Genomic DNA, 20,343 nt, shown 5'->3' with positions numbered 1-20,343 from the left:
GGTTTTGGTTGACATATGCGGCAGGTATGGGCTATATTGTTATTATCAAACCAGCATGGACACAGCTTGTTTTCCTTAACGCGAATTATTTGTAATATTGTTAGTAAATAAAGCTTTAGGTCAAAATAAAAAATATTTATAGGTGGTAGGATGAATTCAATTGTAAAAACAGACAAAAAGCAAAAGCTTGTTGCGGCAATAATGGGAGTTGCCGGATTAATGATTATACTGATCGGCACACATAGCTTCGGACCAGGGATTTCCCATGATTCTGCAGCTTACATATATGCGTCCAAAAGCCTGCTGGCAGGCAGAGGATATGAATATTTCGGGTATATAAGCCCCTTTATCCAATGGCCTCCTCTTTTCCCGACTTTGCTGGCTGTTTCCGGCTTTTTTGGGATTGATCCGGTCATGGCATCAAGGTTCATCAATGCTGTCGTATTCGGTCTTATAGTTTTCTTAAGCGGCATATGGCTGGGCAGACATCTGAAAAGCAAATGGATAGCCGGCCTGGGGACTGTGGTTGTTCTTTTGGGAGCTCCTCTTATATATGCATCTTCATACGTCTGGACAGAGCCTCTTTTCGTATTGCTTTTTTTATTGTTTTTATTTGAGCTGGAGAAGTACATAAAGCAGCAAAACCGCCCGTCCCTTGTCAAAGCTGCCGTGGCTGTGGCTTTTGCCTGTCTTGACAGGTACATGGGGATTACAATGATTTTTACCGCATGCCTGATACTGCTGTTTATTAGGAAAAAGCTGATTGAAAGGTTTGCCGATGCCTTTGTTTTTGGTTTTATATCATCTTTGCCTACGGCATTGTGGATTGTGAGGAACTATATTGTTTCATCCACTTTTGTGGGGTTGAGGACACCGGCTTCGGTAACCCTTTATGAGAATATTAAAAGAAGCGTAAAAACCGTAATATCGTGGCTGCTGCCAAATACCAGCTTAAACGCCCTTCCTGCCTGGCTGCAGGCCGTAGCGTTGGCACTGATGCTTTTAACAATTGCGGTGGTGGCGGTTATGGCATACCGGGAGAGAGGGAACAAGGAAAAAACAGAGGCAGGCAGGTGGCTGGAGACAAATGGACTTCCGGCTGTAATACTGCTGGTTTTTATAGTGATATACACAGTTTGGATGATCGCCTCAGCCACTTCGGTAGCCTTTGATGCGATAGGGGATAGGTACATGCTCCCGGTTTATGTGCCGGTTTTCTTCGTAGGGCTTCTTTTGATAGACGGAGCAGCTTTTCTGGCTCCCCGAAACATATACGGCAAGGTTTCGGAGTACATATTGCTGGCATCCATTGCCCTCTGGCTTGTGCATCCTGCGGTGGGTGCGGTTAATGCGCTGGAAAGCCGGATAGAAAAGGGAATGCCGTTTAGCTATAATGCGGCCGGATGGAAAAGCTCCCCGATGGTTTCCCTCCTTAAGGAAAGAAAGCCGGAATATACGGTGTACAGCAATTATCCTGACGCCATATATGTGCTGACGGGGATAGAAGCCAAATATACTCCCAAAAAAGCAGGACTTCCGGAGTTTTATGGCTTTGAGAAGTTTGAGCAAAGGGTCAAGGAGGACGGAGGAGCATATCTTGCATGGTTTGGCAAGGGAACTTCGGCTACTACCTATAATCCGGAGGAGCTTAAGGAGTACTTTGATGTTGAGCTTTTGGACAAGCCGGAGGATGGAGCTCTTTACTTCATAAGGCCCCGGAGCTAAAGCGGATTTAACGGTCATTGGATTGCGGGAACCTTGGTGAGGATGGATGAAATGATTGGAATGATTTAGGAATGAATTCAGCTAATAATGGATGTATTGATTGTCATGTGCTTTGAATCCTTTCGGAACAGCAATCATCCATTTCAATTAGCTGAATTCAAACCAATAATTTTTTGTATTACTTTGTAATAGCACCATCAGCACAAAGAGTTTATTTATGAAAACGGAAAGAGGATTTGGTTATGAGTTCAGCAAATACCGGAATATCTAAAAAATTAAGCGCAATTGTCACTGCAATGCGTCCGAAGCAATGGGTTAAAAATGTGATTGTCTTTGCAGGGCTTGTGTTTTCCAAGTCTTTCTTGGACATAAGCCTTGTAGCCAAGGCATTTTTTACATTTTGCCTGTTTTCAGTGGTGTCCGGTGTTGTTTACATAATTAATGATATTGTCGACAGGGAGAAAGACAAGCTGCATCCGGAAAAATGCAAAAGACCCATAGCGTCCGGAAGGATTAAGCCCGGAGAAGCTTTGATCTATTCCATACTGATGCTGATAGCGGCTCTTACTCTTGCTTTTTTGCTGGATGTGAGATTGCTGGCAATACTGGCGGCATATTTCATCCTTGTCTGCCTTTATTCCCTTGTGCTCAAAAATATAATAATAGTGGATGTTATAGCCATCTCTGTAGGATTTGTGCTGAGAACCCTTGGAGGGACAGTTGTCATCGATGTTATAATATCTCCCTGGCTGATACTTTGCACCACCTTGTTGTCGCTTTTCCTGGCGCTTAACAAGAGGAAAAATGAACTGACGGTTTTATCCGGTGACGCGGCAAACCACCGGAAAATACTCGACAAGTATACACCCCAGTTGATCGACAACATGCTGGGAGTTGTGACTTCAACCACAGTTATGTCTTATTCCCTTTATACCTTTGAGGCAGGCAGGTCCAGCCATATGATGATAACCATTCCTTTTGTGCTTTACGGCATCTTCCGATACCAGTATCTCGTATCCAGTAAAAATTTCGGGGGAAGCCCTGAACTGGTGCTTTTTAAGGATAAACCTCTGCTTATCGATATACTGCTCTGGGGAATAACATGCTTGGTAATAGTAGGACTTTACTATTAATAAGTGCTGTTTGAAACACTAAGTTTTATTCAAGCAAATAGTAAAAAAGGCTGCATTTCGGCCAGGACAAAAATTTGTTCAAACTTAGAATACTAAAAAGGCCACCGGCATATGAATATCGTGTAAAGAAAAATTTGCGAGGTGGCCGGGGAATGAGGAAAACCATATGTGTTATCATAACATGTGTTATGGTAATGTCATTATTTTCAGGATGCACAATGTTACAAAAGCTAGGAATGCAGAAAAACAACGATGAACTGTTTCCTGTGAGTTATGTTGTAATGGGAGAAGAAGAGGCTAAAAAACTCAATGAAAATATGCCGGTTTATCTATATTTCGCCAATGAGGATAACACAAAGCTGGTGAAAGAAATCAGATATGTTCCTCTGACGGAAGCGAAGAAAAGCGTGAATAACCTTGCCTCAATAATTGTGGATGAGCTGATTAAGGGTCCCAGCGCTGACAGCGGGTTGAAGAGAACCATACCTGTAGGAACAAAACAGAAGGCAAAAGTTAAGATCGATACAGAAACCCGCATAGCAACGGTGGATTTGTCCAAGGAGTTCGTCGAAAATCATCCGGGTGGCAAAGCGGAGGAGCGAATGACTATTTATTCAATTGTCAACTCCCTTACCGAGTTGAAGGAAATTGAAAAGGTACAGTTCCTGATCGAAGGAAAGACCTGCAAGGAATTTAAGGGGAATTTCCAGTTTGACGTGCCTTTCCCGAGGACTGTTTCCCTGATAAGCAAGGAAGCTGCTATATCAAGCATGAGTGAAGACAGCTTGAAAGCCTCTGACCAGGATGAAAGCGCAGCGGATAAGGAGGAAGCGGATGCATCGGATGCCGAAGATGTCTCCGACTCGGAGTACATCGATGTTGATTCGGAATACATAGATGTTGATGCCGGGGAATATCAGGAGGAAGATCAGGACGCAGACCTCGAGTTCTATGATGACGGCATGGAAGTGGATGTAGATATAGGCGATGCTGTTTTTGATGAAACCGATGAGGTTTTAGAGTAGAAGAGGCCTTAAAAGAACTAGGCTCTGAAGTGGGTGCCATTCTGTGACGGATGGGTTTCCGGAATACTCACGTTCTGGGGCAGATAAGACTTTAAAATATATGAGACTTTAAAATAAATGAAGTTTAAGAGCAGACGAATTCTTGGAGCATAGTAACTTCTGGAATATTGGGCTTCTGCATGGACGAAAGCCAGGAGCAAAATTTATCTGAAACCGAACAGCCGATAAAAATAAGCCTGTGACAGGCTTGTTTTTTTATGGTCGGGTAAAAAGCCCAATTCTCCACAGAAGAATTCAAATCCACCCCTGCATTTCCTAAAGGCAAAATGCGCTTTCGGGATATGGGGTGGAATTCGGTTTATAACGAGGCTAAAGATGTCCCCCACCTCTCAAAAGTGGCGGGTACCTAATTTTACAACAGATGGTGAGTTAAAATCTTCCGCCTCGTTGAAACGGTGTGTTGAAATTGCTACGCAATTTCTTCCGTTGTTTTAATCAGGGGTAAAAACCTGTAAACTTTTTGGAAAACCCAATGTAAAAAACCAATACGCGAAGAATGCGGCCGCAGATTAAAAAAAGTGCGACCGCAAATTAAAACTAAAGGTGCCGTTTCTCCGGAAGGAATTCATCATCAACCGTGGCTGCAGCATCCTCCGCATTTGTGAAAGTTAGGGCACTCCTTTTCAGCGGATTTTCCGGACCGGATTATGTTGACGTTTGAAAATATGGCTTCCAACTCGTTATTCCCGCATTTTGGGCAATGGATCAGCTTGTTTTCCCGATCGCTCATCTTTGCCATGACGTTGAATTCTTCTCCGCAATGCTTGCACCTCAAATCATAAAAAGGCATTCCGATACCTCCCGACTGCAATTTTTCCGCATTGTAACAGGCCGGCGGCAAAGCAGGAGCATTTTTAGCATCGCTTGTAATATACCGCCTGTATATTGCAATTAAAGCCCATTATCGATAATTATAGCACATAAATCCATAACAGCAACCGGTTTGGCAAAGAATCCCCTGCAATGTTGTTTTTTTAGCGGTTCAGAGCTGTCATTTGTCTGGCAAAAAACTTGATGTTGGCGCATTTAAATAGTAAAATATGAAATATATTTATTGGCAACCTCATAAAATGGGAATAGACAAGGATAGTGTCCATTGTTATTCGGTTGTTTTTCTCTTGAGATCCGATACCGCATGCAGGAAGGCGGCAGGGACCTCATCCGAAAGCCTGCAATAGCAATGGCCACCGAAAATAATAACGGGGTGGATGTATGGAGGGTAAAAAAAGAGTAGCTGTAATTTTCGGAGGACAATCTTCTGAACATGAAGTTTCCAGGGTTTCAGCCGAATCTATTATCAGGAATATCAACAGGGATAAATTTGATGTAGTCATGATTGGAATCACCAAAGACGGCCGATGGCTTACCTATGACGGACCGGTGGATAAGATAGGAAGCGGCGAGTGGCAGGCTATTGCCGAAGCAAAGGCTCTGTCGGGCTCCGCAGAAGTAAAAAAGCTGGCAGTGCCGATGAACACCGAAGCTTGTGAGACAGCGCTGGCAGGTGCTTCCGCGGGTAATATTTTTGAAGCTGCCGGAGTAGATAAAGGCAAGGGTGCGATAGATGTTGTGTTCCCCGTGCTCCATGGGTGTAACGGTGAGGATGGTACAATCCAGGGGCTTTTGGAACTGGCGGGCATTCCTTATGTAGGATGCGGGGTGCTGGGTTCGGCGCTGGGTATGGATAAAGCCTATGCAAAGATCATTTTTGAAAAAGCCGGCATACCCCAGGGCAGGTATCTCGTCTTTAACAGAAAACAGATAAAACAGGATAGGGAGTCTATAATTGATCAGGTGGAAAAGACCTTTACATATCCGTGCTTTGTCAAACCTAGCAATGCGGGTTCTTCCGTAGGTATAAGCAAGGCCCATGACAGGGGTGAACTTATTGATGCCCTTGAGCTGGCTGCAAAGTATGATAGGAGAATATTAGTAGAGGAATTCATAGACGGCAGGGAAATAGAATGCGCCGTGCTGGGAAACGACGACCCAATAGCTTCAACGGTCGGAGAGATAATCCCAGGCAATGAATTCTATGATTATAATGCCAAATATCTGGACGACAATTCCAAAGCAGTTATACCGGCGGATTTGCCGGAAAGCACGATCCGTACCATCAGGGAATATGCAATTAGAGCCTTTAAGGCGCTGGATTGCTCAGGACTGTCCAGGGTTGACTTTTTTGTCCACAAGGAAACCGGAGAAATTTACATAAATGAGATCAATACGTTGCCGGGATTTACAAGCATAAGCATGTACCCGCAGCTGTGGGAGGCATCCGGCATTCCTTACGGTGAATTGATTGAACGCCTTATAGATTTGGCTATTGAGAGATTTGAGGATAACAAAAGAGAATTTGATCAATGATCGCCAGTTGGCAGTGGATGATTGCCAACTGGGATAGTTTGGGGGATAATTATGGATAATAGGCCTATAGGAGTTTTTGACTCCGGTTTGGGGGGCTTAACTGTTTTAAAAGAAATAATGAAGTTCGTTCCAACGGAGAGTATGGTTTATTTTGGAGACTGCGGAAGGGTTCCTTACGGGACGAAATCCAGAGAAACAGTGATCAAGTATACGCTGCAGGATATAAGATTTCTTATGAACCAGGATATAAAGATGATAGTGATAGCTTGCAATACGGCCAGCGCATACAGCTATGAGACAGCTAAAAACAGCTTTGGAATACCGGTGATCGAAGTTATACAACCCGGAGCGCTGGCTGCAGTTAAGGCAACTCGCAACAAAAAGATCGGCGTAATAGGAACAACGGGAACAATAAATACCGGTGTTTATGAAAAGGCCATCAGCAGGATTGACAATACCGTAGAAATATATTCCAAGGCCTGTCCGCTCTTCGTGCAGCTTGCCGAGGAAGGCTGGTGGGATAATGATATAGCCGTCAGGATTGCGGAGGAGTACCTGACACCACTTAAAAAAGAAGGAGTAGACACATTGGTGCTCGGCTGCACCCACTATCCTCTCCTGCAAAAAGCGATATCGAAGGTCATGGGAGAGGGAGTCACATTGGTAAATTCCGGTCAGGAAGTGGCAAAGACGGTGAAAAAGCTCATCGAGGAAAAGGATATAGCCAGGGACAGCAAAATCAGGCCGGTATACAGGTATTATACCAGCGACAGTGTTGAGAAGTTCGAGCAGTTTGGCAGCGCATTTCTGGGCAGGGAGATAAATTCTGCCGAGAAGGTGGATATAGAAAAGTATTGATACACAAAGAAGCGTATTTTGGTTAAAATTGTGTTATAGTAATGTAGAGAAAGAAAAGAGAGATCTTAGCTTGCCGGCTTTTTAAACCGGACATGTTCCGGGAAACCGACATGGCAGGCAAGCAAATAATTTGACTTTACGGAGGAAAACAGCCTGTGAATAAGAATGTTATAATTTCAGTTGTGGGCACTCAGACTGGAGAAGATAACGATGAAAACAGAATGGAGCTTGTAACCGAAGGGAAATTCTATAAAAAGGATAATACATATTATGTTACCTACAAGGAAAGTGAGGTAACAGGTATGGAAGGAACGACGACAACACTGAAAATAACTGATGCCAATATAACCCTTATGCGCTTTGGCACAGTCAACACCCAGTTCATTTTTGAACAGGGACAAAAGCATATGGCTTACTATGATACGGAAAGCGGCGCTTTGACCATAGGTATTTACACCAATGAATTCAGCGTAAATGTAAATGATTCCGGCGGTGAGATCAGTGTAGGGTATGAAGTGGAAATTGACAACCACGTAACAGGGTTCAACGGCTTCCGCATGCTGATAAGGGAAGCCGCAGACCAGACCGATAGCACGAGATCCGAGTTGACTACCGACAATTAAAATGATATAGGAATATTAAGAGGACATTATTGACAAACTTTGGAAAAAGTAAAAAATAAGGAGGTATTCGCTGTGAAAATAAAATGGCTGGGTCATTCATGTTTTCTAATAACTTCGCAAAGCGGTGTCAGGATACTCACCGATCCCTTCGATGAGAGCGTGGGATACCCTTTGCCGGAAGTGGAAGCTGATATTGTTACGGTAAGCCATGGGCACTTTGACCATAACTACACCCAGGCAGTAAAGGGCAATTTTTCCCTTGTGGACAAGGTAGGGGAGCATTTCATAAACGGAGTGAATATAAAAGGTGTTTTTACATACCACGATAAAAATCAGGGAAAGGATCGGGGAAGCAATATAGTATTCAACATAACTGTTGACGGAATTAACATATGCCACTGCGGTGACCTAGGGCACATTCTGACGCAACAGCATGCCGATGAAATCGGAAGGGTGGATGTTCTGATGCTGCCGGTGGGAGGAGTGTTCACTGTAGATGCGGAAGAAGCCTATGAGGTGGTCAAAGTCCTCAAGCCTGCTGTCACAATTCCCATGCATTTTAAAACCGATGCTCTAACCTTTTCGGTGGATGGAGTCAACAAGTTCCTCGCATTGGCCGGTGGCGGTGAAATGGCGGCAAAACAGGAGATAGAGGTTACTGCTGAAAATCTGAAAACTCTGTCCAACGTCATCGTGCTAAATTATAAATAAGTCCAAACCTTATCTCTCCGTAGCTCTACGGAGAGATATTTTTTATATATGCAGGCACTATATAAAATTGGTTTGAATTCAGATAATTGAAATGGATGGGTGTTGTTCCGAAAGGATTCAAAGCACATAACAATCAGTACATCCATTATTAGCTGAATTCATTCCTAAGCTATATAGTGTTTATACATGCAATAAATATTATCCTTGTGGCCTGAAGGGGTAAATTTTTTTCCTTTTAAGCCGATATAAATAATATATATTATATCGGAAGGACATTGCCATGAGATACAATAGCACAAAATTTCGCAACAAACTATATGGAAGCTTATCCTTTATTCTTGCTGTAATGCTGATATTTGCGCATGCCGGTGCCTGGGCGGCAAATTACAAAGTAACCCCCAGGGCCCAGCTGAACAGAACAACGGTCGTTAAAGGTATAGTTGAGGAAAACAATCCTCAAATGGGCTATATTACATTATACGGTGAAGATGGCACCGGAACTGAGCCCGGGATTGAACAGTTTTATATTTTGAGAACCTACAACTACGGGGATATGAGTGATCTGGAGGTTCTAAAAAATAACAAGGAAGCTTCCATTGAAGATATTGAAACCGGAGACACGGTGTTTTTAAAACTGGATGAAAATATGTATGTGATTTCCGTAAGCGCAGTGGATAACTATACGGCAAAATACGGAGTTATCATATCCAAGAGGAGCACATCGCTGGTGGTGGAATATGATGACGGAGAACAACAGGTGCTGGAAATAGACGATGATACCTTCGTCTCCAGGGATAAAAAACCGGCAGCTTACAGCAGTCTGAAAGATGGTGACAGGGTAAGGCTGCTGCTGCACATAACCAATAAATTCACCAAGGTGAAGGAGATAGCTGTCGAAAGCGGCAGACATTTCATAACAGCCATATACAAAGGCAAAGTCGATTATGTTGACGAAATGTCCGACAAAATAGTGATGATGAATCTGGAGGTTTTTGACGGAGGGCGATGGTCCAGGACTAACAAAATAGGTTTTTCGAGCTTCAAGCTGGCCGACGGCTGTTCCTTTTATTATGACAATAAAGCCATAGATGTGAGCACAGCCAACAAGTACCTCCGGGAAAATGAAGCATACATAGCAGTGGTTAAGGATTATGACGGAAAAGAAAAAGTGGCCTTTGTTTCATACAGAGATGAAGAGGATACCGAAGACATTCCCTATGATGACACTGTAAGTTACGTTTTGTCCGGTTCCGGCATCTTCAGGCTGAGCAAGAGCACCGAAAGGATAAGAGTAGGAAAAGGCGCTATTGTAGTGAAAGATGGAAGATTGGTATCAGGTGCAAGCATAGCCAAGGATGATATGGCCTATGTAGTGGCCAACAGGGATTTTGACAGCGGTGAATACTATGCCGGCATCGTTCAGATAAGCGACCGTTCGGATGTAAACTTCGTGCAGATATACAGGGGAAGAATTTCAAAAATCGATGAAAACAGGAGCTTTACCTTGGAATCCTTCTCCCAGCTGAACGGGCTTAACTGGGAATATACAGGCGCACCCAAGACCTTCAAGCTGAACTTTGACAGCAGGATAGTAGACGACAAGGGAGTTGTCAATCAGAGGAATTTCAGGGATTACGGGGATGACAGCTATGCCGGCAAGACTGTCTATGTAATTGCCAACGGCACAAACACTTTGCTGATCAGCACCGCACCTTACGGCGTGTATAATGTGAGGGGTGAAATCTATGAGATCAGCGGAGGCTTGACAGGTGATGAGGGGACCGTGCTTAGTGAACCTGATGTGCTGAAAGTAACCGACGCCAAGGTTTATGATTTAACCAGCCGTATATGGAAGGACAGCAAGGAAATGACCTTGAACATCCTGCAAAACAGCATAATACTGAAGGATAAAAAGATAGTCAAACCTTCCGACCTGGAAGTGGGAGACAGGATAAGAGCGATAAAAAGAGACGGAACGGTAACAGGGGACGCATACATCATCATAGTGGAAAATTAGAAGTTTAATCCATTCAAACGGAGGTCATATACTAATGAGAAGAATAATAAAGTTAATGCTCTGCATATTGATCATATCAAGTCTTATGTTTCCTTATGCCGCTTTTGCCCGCGGAGGGGATAACGGCTATGAAGGGGGTATTTCTTCCGGTGAAGCTCCCGGTAAGACTTCTTATGAGTACCAGGAGGTTAACTTTATTACCGGTGAGCCCATCGTATTCAAAGGGACACTGGTTATCAGCAAGAATATGAAAAAGGATACCCTTGTAACGACATATAGATACACCCTTAATAACCTTGACAGAAACGCAGTGCTTAACAGGGAGATTACCCTGAGCACGCAAATTACGACCAAGGACAACGGCCAGACGGTGGAGGAATCGCTTTTGGATGGGAGGACTTCCGAACTTGTCAGAGTCGGAAGCCAGACATATATACTGGAGAATTATGATTTCTCCCGCTCAAGGCTGGTGGACCACAAACCGGCCATCGATTATTATGCCGGAAACCTGTGGGGCAAAAAGACTTACCGGATCGCTTCGGGAACAGGAACCGTGACGGTGGAGGAAACCGGAAGCTTCTATGGGTATGACCAGTATTGGGGAAGCGCTGAAGCCATGGAAATAAAGTATGTGATAGACAGCAGGCAGAAAAAGGGCAACAGTTTTGAGACCTGGAGCGGAACGGCATCCGTGACCCTGTCTTCCACTGTGGTACAGGATCTGAAGTATGAAGAAAATGTTCCCGACCAGATAAGTTTCAGCGGAGGATATGTGAAGCTTCAGAATAATGAGAGCATTTTGGAGTATTCATGCAGCCTTCCGGAATTTGACCAAAACGGGTTTGCCACCGATAATATCTTGAAAAGGAATGGAAGCTTGAAGCTGGAATCCTTTCCTTCCCAGACAAGGCTTCCTGTAGCTAATATAAGCCATCTGAGGGGACACTGGGCTGAAAATGATATAAAAGCCTTATACAGTCTGGAAATTTTCAATGAAGGGAGCACAGAATTCAACCCTGATAAGTATATTACGAGGGCTGAATTTGCCGCAGTGATGGTAAGAGCTGCCAAGGAGGTTCCGGAGGACGAGTCCCTTAAAAAGAAAACGGCGACAAGGACCGTCACCCCACGCAGAAATACCAAGGAAGTGGTGATTTCTCCCTTTATAGATGTCAAGACGACGGACAAGTACTATAAAGAGATTGAGGAGGCATACAAGCGGGGGTTGATGGGCGGAAATGCCAACGGCAGATTTGAACCGAACCAGCCCATAACGGTGGCCGAGGCCTTAACGGTCTTTATCAGAGCTTTGGGGCTGGAGAGCCTGGCGCCAAATCCCAATCCTGTCACCTCCTTTACGGATAACGACAAGATCCCTGCCTATGCCAGGAAAGCTGCCTACGTGGCTCAGAGGATAGGACTTATAAAAGGTGACACCAAGGGTTACCTGAATCCTGAGGAAAACCTCACCATGGGTAGGACTGCTGTGATGGTGAAAAGGTTTATAGATTATATGAGGAGCGATATACGAAAGGATTACAGAGAAAGAATAATAAATTATTGATATAGTGTCGGGAATCTGTGATATAATTTGCTTATTATTGATATTGGAGGATTAGTGTGAAAATAAAAAAGACCCGCGAAGGCCGCAACAAAGCAAGCCCTTAAGGAATACCTAGGACTGTGGATGAAACTGGAATTACACTATTAGTTTGTTATTGCCACTAGATCAGAAATATTCACAGTATACCCATTGGCTTGCAAAAATGCGATGGCCTGCTCAATACTTAGAGAATCCTGCTGATTACGCTTCTTAGATTTCGCATTGTCATCATACAGCAATGGATTGAATGGCTCATTTTTAGAGAGCATGTGATAGATGCAGGTTAAAATCATTCTTGCGGTAGCAATAATAGCACGTTTGTGACCACGACGTTTTTTAATCGCTTCATAGCGGTTTTTGAAAACAGTGCAGGACTTGTCCTTTACAGCGGCATTAGCACACTGGACAAGTAAAGGTTTAATGTAGACACCGGCGCGGCTAATACGGACACTTTTCTTCTTACCGGCACTTTCATTACTCTGGGGTGTAAGGCCAGCCCAGGAACAAAGATGCTTGTCCGAGGTGAAGACGGACATATCGGTTCCGATTTCTGAAAGAATAGCTGTAGCCGATGCCTGCTTAATACCAGGTAAAGTAGCGATGATGTCAATTTGTTCTTTGAAAGGTAAAGATAGCTCGAGTATTGTAGCTTCCAGTATTTCGATGCATTTTTCAACGCTGTTATAGTGCTCATAGCATACAGACAATTTTGCCGCTTGCTCCTTAGAGAATTTACCAGCAACGGCTTGTTCAATTTCATCCGATTTTTTCTTCAGACTTTTGTGGAGCATTGAAGAATAATCAAAGTCGATGATATCAGGATTCTCTATCATGTGCTTAATAATTGAGGAAGCAGACTTGCCGAAGGTGTCGGAAACAACATTGGCAAGCATGATGTTTGAAACTGTAAGCGAATTTTGCACCCGGTTTTTCTCACTGGAAGAGACGTTGGTAAGTTTAGACTTGTACCGAATTAAATCCCGCAACTCCCGTATAGGCTTAGATGGGATAAAGCTACCTTTTACCAATGCATGCTTGTGTAAGTCAGCAAGCCAAATTGAATCTCGCTTATCGGTTTTCTTACCTGGGATATTTTTAACGTATCTCGGGTTTGCAAGGGTAATAGTGCAGAAATCCTCGAGCACGTTAAAAACAGGAATCCAGTACTTTCCGGTGGATTCCATACAGACATCTTTGCACTTGTTTTCTACTAACCAGTTGTTGAGAGCGATTAGATCATTTTTGAAAGTATTAAAACGACGTGTTTGATAGGAAGTAACATTTTTATCATTGGTGGTGGCAATAGTGGCAATTACAAACTTTTTGTGGACATCAATTCCACAACAGATGGGATAGACAATCTTAAGCATCAACCTCACCCTTGTAAATATTTAGGGATGCAGGCATTGACTGTCCACTCAATATAAACAAGAGCTTTGTTTAAAACAAAGATTAGTGTTCGTGCTCGATGGCACACTTATTTGTACTTGAGAGAGCGAACGGCACATGTTAATATACGGACAACTCAAAGTTTGGTTGTCACACTCACCTCCCCGTGCTCTGTAGTATACCTGCATACCCACTTATATTTTACTACAGAGGGTGGCTTAAGTAAAAATTTTTCATTCTATTTTGTGCCTTGAGCACAGCGAAAGGAATGTGATGTTAATATGGCTAAAAAATATCTTAAGCTGGTAGTTGCATGGATTGCGATCGTATGCCTGCTGAATTCCACAGCAGTCTACGCGCGGGAAAATGTTTCAGATTCCCAGACCAAGAATCTTGAATACCTGGAAGCTGTAATGGAAATGATACTGGAAAAATACCAGGGAGAAATTACAATACAGGAGTTGATTGATGGTGCCATAAGGGGCATGTTCAATACCATGGACCCCTATACCATCTACTACTCAATGGATGAGGCCCAGGACTTCCTTGGGCAAGTAAACGGCTCCTATGAAGGTATAGGAGTAACCATGAGACGGAATGGAAAATACATCGAAGTCATACGGGTGTCTGAATCCTCGCCGGCAGAGAAGGCAGGCCTTTACCCTGGGGACAGGATCACGGCAGTCGATGGAACAAGTGTGGTGGAAGCCACTTTGGATGAAGCCAACAGTCTGATAAGAGGTTCTTCGGGTACGAAAGTCGTGCTGGAAGTAGTCAGAGGTGAAGATGTCAGGAAAATTGAGGTTACCCGGGGTGAAATTTTATACAATCCTGTTACATACAGAATAAACGGTGATATAGGCTATATAAAACTCGAAATTTTTAACTCCAATTCCGCCGACGAAATGAGAAAAGCTTTAAAAGAGATGGACAAAAAGAAGATCAAAAAGATAGTTCTTGATCTAAGGGACAACCCTGGCGGAGATGTATCGCAAGCAGTAGCAATAGCAAGGATGTTTGTGCCCGCCGGGCTTATTACAAAGCTGGACTTCAAATCTGATGCAACACCCGATGTGGAATACTATTCCTATCTGAAAAAAACAAAATATGATCTGGTGATGCTAGTTAACGAAATGAGTGCCAGTTCTTCCGAGATTGTTGCCGGTGCCGTCCAGGATACAAAGGCAGGTATTCTGATAGGAACAAAAACCTTTGGCAAGGCAAAAGTACAGAGCATCATTCCACTCCTTGCACCTGAAGCTTATGAGAAATATAAAAAGCAGTTGGGAGTGGAAGTAGTCAATGCATACGATTTAATATACACATACAACATAATACCTTTGGAAGAGGAGATAATCGGCTATTCAAAGATAACCACAGGCATGTATACAACACCCAACGGAAGAATGATCGACCTTGTTGGAATTGAGCCGGACATTGAAGTGGAGGATCCGGAGCTGGTAAACGGCGTTGACGTAAGATCTATTGAAAAACTTTCAAAGACAGTAAAGTATACCATAGGCAGCGAGGGGGCGGACGTTTATCATGCCGAGAATATTTTAAAAGCACTGGGATATAATATTGATGACCCTGACTCAAAATATGATAAAAAGACCTTCGAAGCGATAAAGGAATTTCAAAAGAAGAAGGGCGGATATTCGTACGGGATTATGGATTTTACAACCCAGCAGTGGTTGAATGAGGAGCTGGATAAACTATTATTGGAATACGACAAGCAGTATGCCAAAGCAATTGAGCAGTTAAGACAGGCCGAGGTTTTGCAATAGAGTAGTTTGTTATAACATTGCCGGACAGCAGCTTGGCGATTTGCGGGATATAGCTGTATGTGAGGAATTGCAGACATGGAATTTAAGCTAATTTTCTATTGACATGAAATTATGCCGAATATAAAATATAATATGAGTTTTTGTTAACCCGTTTTTTCGATGAGTTTTGTTCTTTTCTGAAGAATCGGTGTTCTTAAGGGTATCGCGCTATATATTGGATAAGATGGCGCGATTTGCCATGTATGAGAGTTAACAGCATTGCTGCCTATAAATTTAGACAATGGTGTCTATAATGAGCGCAAGCTTATAATTCAAAATTTCCACAGGTCAAAATGTGCAGATATCGCAGCTATGGATAGCAGGGCTTGGGGCTGATTATTTTGCCCGTAGTCTGGCGATGGCTGCCATGAAAACCGTACCATTTTGAATTAGAAATGCGCGGCATTCATAACTGTTTAAATCTACTTATTTTAAAATTTAGATATTGATATTTTTTTAGGAGGATAAAATCATGCCTGCAAAATATATTTTTGTTACCGGCGGTGTTGTGTCCGGCCTGGGAAAAGGTATTACCGCGGCTTCCCTGGGACGGCTTTTGAAAGCGCGGGGATTGCGTGTCACAATTCAGAAATTTGATCCTTATCTGAATGTCGACCCGGGTACGATGAGCCCTTATCAGCATGGAGAGGTCTTTGTGACCGACGACGGAGCCGAAACGGATCTTGATTTGGGCCATTATGAGAGGTTTGTCGATGAAAATCTGGACAAGAATAGCAATGTAACTACCGGAAAAATCTATTGGTCGATAATCAGCAAGGAGAGAAAAGGCGATTTCCTTGGAGGTACAGTTCAGGTCATACCCCATGTAACAAATGAGATAAAGGAAAGAATATACAGGGTAGGAAAGTCGGATCATACTGATGTTGTAATAACAGAAATAGGAGGCACTGTGGGCGACATTGAAAGCCTGCCGTTTTTGGAAGCCATAAGACAGGTGGCAACAGACGTCGGAAGGGAAAACGTCATGTATATACATGTCACCCTTGTTCCTTACCTGGGTAAATCCGGGGAACTGAAGACAAAACCGACCCAGCACAGTGTTAAGGAATTGAGAAGCATAGGCATACAGCCTGATGTTATCGTATGCCGTACAGAAAAAAGCCTCAGCAAGGAGATGAAGGATAAAATAGGGTTGTTCTGCAACATACCCGGAGAATCGGTCATACAGAACATGGATGCGGAGATTCTTTACGAAGTGCCTTTGATGCTGGAAAAGGAAGGATTGGCCAGCATTGTATGCAAGCGTCTGGGATTAAATTGCAGCGAGCCTGACTTAAAAGACTGGTGCGATATGGTAAACAGGACAAAGAACTGCACCAATACTGTGGATATCGCACTGGTGGGAAAATATGTGGAGCTGCATGATGCATATCTGAGCATAGTCGAGTCCCTTAATCACGGTGGAGTGGCAAATGATACGGAGGTAAAAATCAAATGGATTAACTCCGAGGATGTTACCGTGGAGAATGTGCACGAATATCTGCGTGATGTGGACGGAGTGCTCGTCCCGGGGGGATTTGGAGACAGAGGCATAGAGGGCAAGATACTTGCTGTCAAATATGCTAGGGAAAGCAAAATACCTTTCTTTGGCATATGCCTTGGAATGCAGATGGCAGTGGTGGAATTCGCAAGAAACGTCGCTGGGTTAAAAGGTGCGCAAAGCTCAGAATTCTCCCAGGATACTGAGTTTCCCGTGATAGATCTGATGCCGGAGCAAAGGGACATAGATGAAAAGGGTGGTACCATGAGGCTAGGGCTGTATCCTTGTAAAATCAAGGAAGGCAGCAAGGCACACCAGGCATATGATGAATGCCTGATCTATGAAAGGCACAGACATAGGTATGAGTTTAATAACGCGTACCGGGGGCTGCTTACACAAAAAGGCCTGATACTGTCGGGTCTGTCCCCCAGTGAAAAACTGGTCGAAATTGTTGAATTGTCCGATCATCCATGGTTTGTCGGAGTTCAGTTCCATCCCGAATTCAAATCAAGACCCAACAGGCCGCATCCGCTTTTTAGAGACTTTGTAAAGGCAGCGTTGGACAAGCGGAAGAAAAATGGTTGATTGCTAAAAATTAAAATAAGAATTTTTGAAAAAAGGAAGTATAAACGTTTATACTTCTTTTTTTCATGAAATATTTTGCGCAAGGTATAAATCCTCACAGCTTTGATAATACTTATAACAAATATTAAATTTTTCATGTATAAAAAGCGGGGGATTGGATATGAGTAAGGTATTGGCGAGAATAAGAGAGATTGGAATTTTCCATAGAAAGAATGTGCTCATAAAGACGGCTGTCTCCGTCGTTATAATATCGCTTTTAGCCTCAGGGATTGTATTTGCTACATATTCTGATGATGTAAATAAAAGCCTTGCGGATAATCTCATAAGGCTTCATGTCGTTGCCAACAGCGACTCTGAGGAGGATCAGGCGCTGAAACGGGATGTAAGGGATATTATTTTGGAGTATATGAAGGACAAGCTCAAGGATTCCAAGGATATTGAGCAGACGAAATATATCATCAATGAAAGCATGCCGGAAATTGAAAAGCTTGCTGTCCAGGAGATTCAACGCCAGGGAAAGGATTATAAAGTGGAGGTCATGCTGGGAAGCTATCCCTTTCCCACCAAGCTATATGGAGATATAGCCCTTCCCGCAGGATATTACGAAGCTCTGCGGGTAGTTATCGGCAAAGGTGAAGGAGCTAATTGGTGGTGCGTACTGTTTCCTCCTTTGTGCTTTGTGGATGCAACCCATGGAACTGTTCCCGAATCCGTAAAGGAAGAGCTCAAGAATGTGCTTACGGAAGAGGAATACAGCATGGTTATTTCGGCAGATGCCGATGATGATATCCCGGTCAAGATAAAATTCAAAATAGTGGAGTTTTTTCAGGATTCGAGAATCAAGGTTTCCGGATTATTTGACAGAATAATAAGATCCATACTGTAGGTTGATTTCAGAGCCGGTTCCCGGTTCTGTCCGATGTATTCTTCGGAATATTTTTTTCCATGAATGCGCCGGGCAGGCCGGTATTTTTATATCGGAAAATGTTTTTTTCTTTGAACATGAATATTGTATTATTTTCCTCTTATGCTATACTATATAGAGTTAGATGTGTAGGGGGGTATCGCATGCTGGAAGAGTATCTAGTATCAATTGGAAGGCTGGTAGTGGCCGGAGTCCTTGGGGGAATTGTTGGTTACGAGAGGGAGCACACAAAACGGCCAGCCGGATTCAGAACTCATATCCTTGTATGCATTGGATCTGCCCTTGTTATGATAACTTCGGAATTTTTGTTTAAAAGGTATTCAGATATTGTGAACATGGACCCTGCCCGGCTTGGAGCTCAGGTAATAAGCGGTATAGGCTTTCTGGGAGCGGGCACCATCATACGCGAAGGAGCCAGTGTTAAAGGTTTGACTACCGCTGCAAGCCTATGGGCAGTATCATGTATTGGTATTGCGGCAGGATCGGGATTTTACATGGGTGCGATATCAGCTACTGTTCTCACGTTTGTTACGCTTATTTTCCTGAAAAGGATGGAAAGCCAGTTTGCCGTTAAGAAACGCTACAGCACCATATATGTTCATACCGGAGGCATGCTGGAACAGATAAGGAGTGTAAAATCTGCTTTGGAAAAGATGGGTGTAGCCTCCAAGGGCATAGAAGTCATTTTAAAGAATGAAGAAGCAGACGATTTTATTTTAAAGTTTCGCGTGAAAATTCCTAAAGGTTTAAACAGCGGAGATGTTATAGCTGAGATTTGCAGCATTGAAGGATTAAAGAAAGTGTATGCGGAATAATCCGCTGGTGGACTGGCCTGCAGTATCTCTATCCAGGCCTGAGTCCTCCATATATGACATGAGTTTGACATGCCAATTTTGTTTGTAAGGTCTCAATTGATTTTCCGGGAATTAACTCCCTATAGGATTTAAGACATGGATTATGCCTGATTTTCGTCAATTAGTTTCTTACCAACTGTATATCATAAAGCTCGCCAGGGATGATGTATTCATCCGCTGGTTCGGCAGGATTGGGAGCATCATCCTTAAGGTTGTTCTTGTTAAATTCCTCCAGAGATCTAAAATATTCAGCAATACCACTGCATATGAATTTTGATAGCTTTTCCTGATACTCGAAAGTCTGGAGAAGCTTTTTGTCTTTGCTGTTGGATATAAAGCCCGTCTCCACCAGGACACCGGGTATGTTGGAATGCTTAAGAATGAAAAAATCTGCTTTTACCGGGCTCCTGTCTATTTTTGTGTTATAGGTTTCATTCATAAGGGAATTCAGCTTTTCTTGTATGCTGGAAGCCAACAGGGCTGAAGAAGGCAGATTTGTGGAATACAGGGTGATGGGACCTGCTGCCTTCGGATTGCTTGAACGGTTCACATGAATGCTGATGAACAGGTCATATTTCCCGCTGTTAAACATCTCCACCCTTGCCAGAAGATCTCTCCTGTGCCTGCTGGTACTTAAATTGTTCCTGTCATCAAGAGCAATATCCCTGTCTCTAGTCATATCTACAATGGCATCTTTTGATTCCAGAACTTCCTTAAGCTTTAAGGAAATTTCAAGGTTGATGTTCTTCTCGGCAAAGCCTGAAGCGTCACTGGTTCCGGAATCAATGCCTCCATGTCCCGGGTCTATAATAATATATTTCCCTGCCAGAGGGTTGTGTAGGGTGTTGGCCAAAATCGCACTGCATGCCAGTATTACTGCCAGCAACACTGCAGGTATTATAAAAAGGTATTTCTTGCTTTTGTTATGAATCAAAAAGATAATTCTTTTTCCCACCATCATCATTCACCGCGAAATCCGTTCTTATAAGGTATCATTCATATAAGGTATTATATTAGTCCGCCAAATGAATTAGTACTACATTATTGCGCTGAAAAACAACGCCTTTTATAGCTTTCTCCACTTCCTCCAGCGCCGCGTAAAGCAATCTGTTGAAACCGCAGAGAGCATAGCAGGTAAATC

16 protein-coding genes are annotated in these 20,343 nt (G+C 43.2%); 13 read left to right on the top strand and 3 right to left on the bottom strand.

The genetic code is table 11. The features are described from left to right. The first annotated feature begins 150 nt into the window (after positions 1–150). The 3 genes from CDO33_RS15905 to CDO33_RS15895 all read left to right on the top strand — a co-directional run bounded on the left by CDO33_RS15905 (position 151) and on the right by CDO33_RS15895 (position 3,883). Entirely contained in the window at positions 151–1,725 is a 1,575-nt protein-coding gene (locus tag CDO33_RS15905; protein WP_103102804.1) for a hypothetical protein, read from the top strand. A 242-nt stretch (positions 1,726–1,967) separates the two neighbouring features. Then, a complete protein-coding gene (locus CDO33_RS15900; RefSeq protein ID WP_103082282.1) occupies positions 1,968–2,858 on the top strand; it encodes a decaprenyl-phosphate phosphoribosyltransferase in 891 nt (296 codons plus the stop codon). Between the two features lie 218 nt (positions 2,859–3,076). Continuing rightward, positions 3,077–3,883, top strand: a complete 807-nt coding sequence (locus CDO33_RS15895; protein WP_242973933.1) for a GerMN domain-containing protein — start codon at positions 3,077–3,079, stop codon at positions 3,881–3,883. Positions 3,884–4,514: 631 nt separating this feature from the next. On the opposite strand, the gene CDO33_RS15890 is transcribed toward CDO33_RS15895, so the two are convergent. Continuing rightward, the gene (locus CDO33_RS15890; protein ID WP_103082280.1) at positions 4,515–4,733 is read right to left on the bottom strand and encodes an FmdB family zinc ribbon protein; all 219 of its coding nucleotides are present in this window, start codon (positions 4,731–4,733) and stop codon (positions 4,515–4,517) included. A 422-nt stretch (positions 4,734–5,155) separates the two neighbouring features. Here CDO33_RS15890 and CDO33_RS15885 point away from each other — a divergent pair, with 422 nt between their 5' ends. The 6 genes from CDO33_RS15885 (at position 5,156) to CDO33_RS15860 (ending at position 12,083) form a co-directional block, all read left to right on the top strand. Next, positions 5,156–6,310: a D-alanine--D-alanine ligase family protein gene (locus CDO33_RS15885; RefSeq protein WP_103082279.1), complete on the top strand. Its 1,155-nt coding sequence runs from the start codon at positions 5,156–5,158 to the stop codon at positions 6,308–6,310. 51 nt (positions 6,311–6,361) lie between these two features. After that, positions 6,362–7,168, top strand: a complete 807-nt coding sequence (gene murI, locus CDO33_RS15880; RefSeq protein WP_103082278.1) for a glutamate racemase — start codon at positions 6,362–6,364, stop codon at positions 7,166–7,168. A 155-nt stretch (positions 7,169–7,323) separates the two neighbouring features. Then, positions 7,324–7,791, top strand: coding sequence for a YwiB family protein (locus tag CDO33_RS15875; RefSeq protein WP_103082277.1), 468 nt, complete (start codon positions 7,324–7,326; stop codon positions 7,789–7,791). A gap of 72 nt (positions 7,792–7,863) precedes the next feature. Beyond that, positions 7,864–8,502: an MBL fold metallo-hydrolase gene (locus tag CDO33_RS15870; protein WP_103082276.1), complete on the top strand. Its 639-nt coding sequence runs from the start codon at positions 7,864–7,866 to the stop codon at positions 8,500–8,502. Positions 8,503–8,848: 346 nt separating this feature from the next. Continuing rightward, positions 8,849–10,519 carry a hypothetical protein gene (locus CDO33_RS15865; protein ID WP_161496723.1) on the top strand — a complete coding sequence of 557 codons (1,671 nt, stop codon included), beginning with the start codon at positions 8,849–8,851 and terminating at the stop codon, positions 10,517–10,519. Positions 10,520–10,553: 34 nt separating this feature from the next. Next, the gene (locus CDO33_RS15860) at positions 10,554–12,083 is read left to right on the top strand and encodes an S-layer homology domain-containing protein (protein ID WP_103082274.1); all 1,530 of its coding nucleotides are present in this window, start codon (positions 10,554–10,556) and stop codon (positions 12,081–12,083) included. A 143-nt stretch (positions 12,084–12,226) separates the two neighbouring features. On the opposite strand, the gene CDO33_RS15855 is transcribed toward CDO33_RS15860, so the two are convergent. After that, positions 12,227–13,492 carry an IS110 family RNA-guided transposase gene (locus CDO33_RS15855; RefSeq protein WP_103083332.1) on the bottom strand — a complete coding sequence of 422 codons (1,266 nt, stop codon included), beginning with the start codon at positions 13,490–13,492 and terminating at the stop codon, positions 12,227–12,229. Between the two features lie 300 nt (positions 13,493–13,792). Here CDO33_RS15855 and CDO33_RS15850 point away from each other — a divergent pair, with 300 nt between their 5' ends. The 4 genes from CDO33_RS15850 to CDO33_RS15835 all read left to right on the top strand — a co-directional run bounded on the left by CDO33_RS15850 (position 13,793) and on the right by CDO33_RS15835 (position 19,163). Then, positions 13,793–15,298, top strand: coding sequence for a S41 family peptidase (locus CDO33_RS15850; protein WP_103081040.1), 1,506 nt, complete (start codon positions 13,793–13,795; stop codon positions 15,296–15,298). 511 nt (positions 15,299–15,809) lie between these two features. Further along, complete coding sequence (locus CDO33_RS15845; protein ID WP_103081039.1) at positions 15,810–17,423, top strand: CTP synthase; 1,614 nt, start codon at positions 15,810–15,812, stop codon at positions 17,421–17,423. Between the two features lie 160 nt (positions 17,424–17,583). Next, positions 17,584–18,309, top strand: a complete 726-nt coding sequence (gene spoIIR, locus CDO33_RS15840) for a stage II sporulation protein R (RefSeq protein WP_103081038.1) — start codon at positions 17,584–17,586, stop codon at positions 18,307–18,309. Between the two features lie 182 nt (positions 18,310–18,491). Beyond that, a complete protein-coding gene (locus CDO33_RS15835; protein WP_103081037.1) occupies positions 18,492–19,163 on the top strand; it encodes an MgtC/SapB family protein in 672 nt (223 codons plus the stop codon). A 160-nt stretch (positions 19,164–19,323) separates the two neighbouring features. Here the strand turns inward: CDO33_RS15835 and CDO33_RS15830 are convergent, their stop codons facing one another. Continuing rightward, a complete protein-coding gene (locus tag CDO33_RS15830) occupies positions 19,324–20,136 on the bottom strand; it encodes an N-acetylmuramoyl-L-alanine amidase family protein (protein WP_161496722.1) in 813 nt (270 codons plus the stop codon). Positions 20,137–20,343 lie beyond the last annotated feature (207 nt).

Origin of the sequence: Clostridium thermosuccinogenes, from assembly GCF_002896855.1 — a bacterium.
GTDB classification, from domain to species: Bacteria; Bacillota; Clostridia; order Acetivibrionales; family DSM-5807; genus Pseudoclostridium; species Pseudoclostridium thermosuccinogenes.
This window is presented reverse-complemented; position numbering and strand designations above follow the sequence as displayed.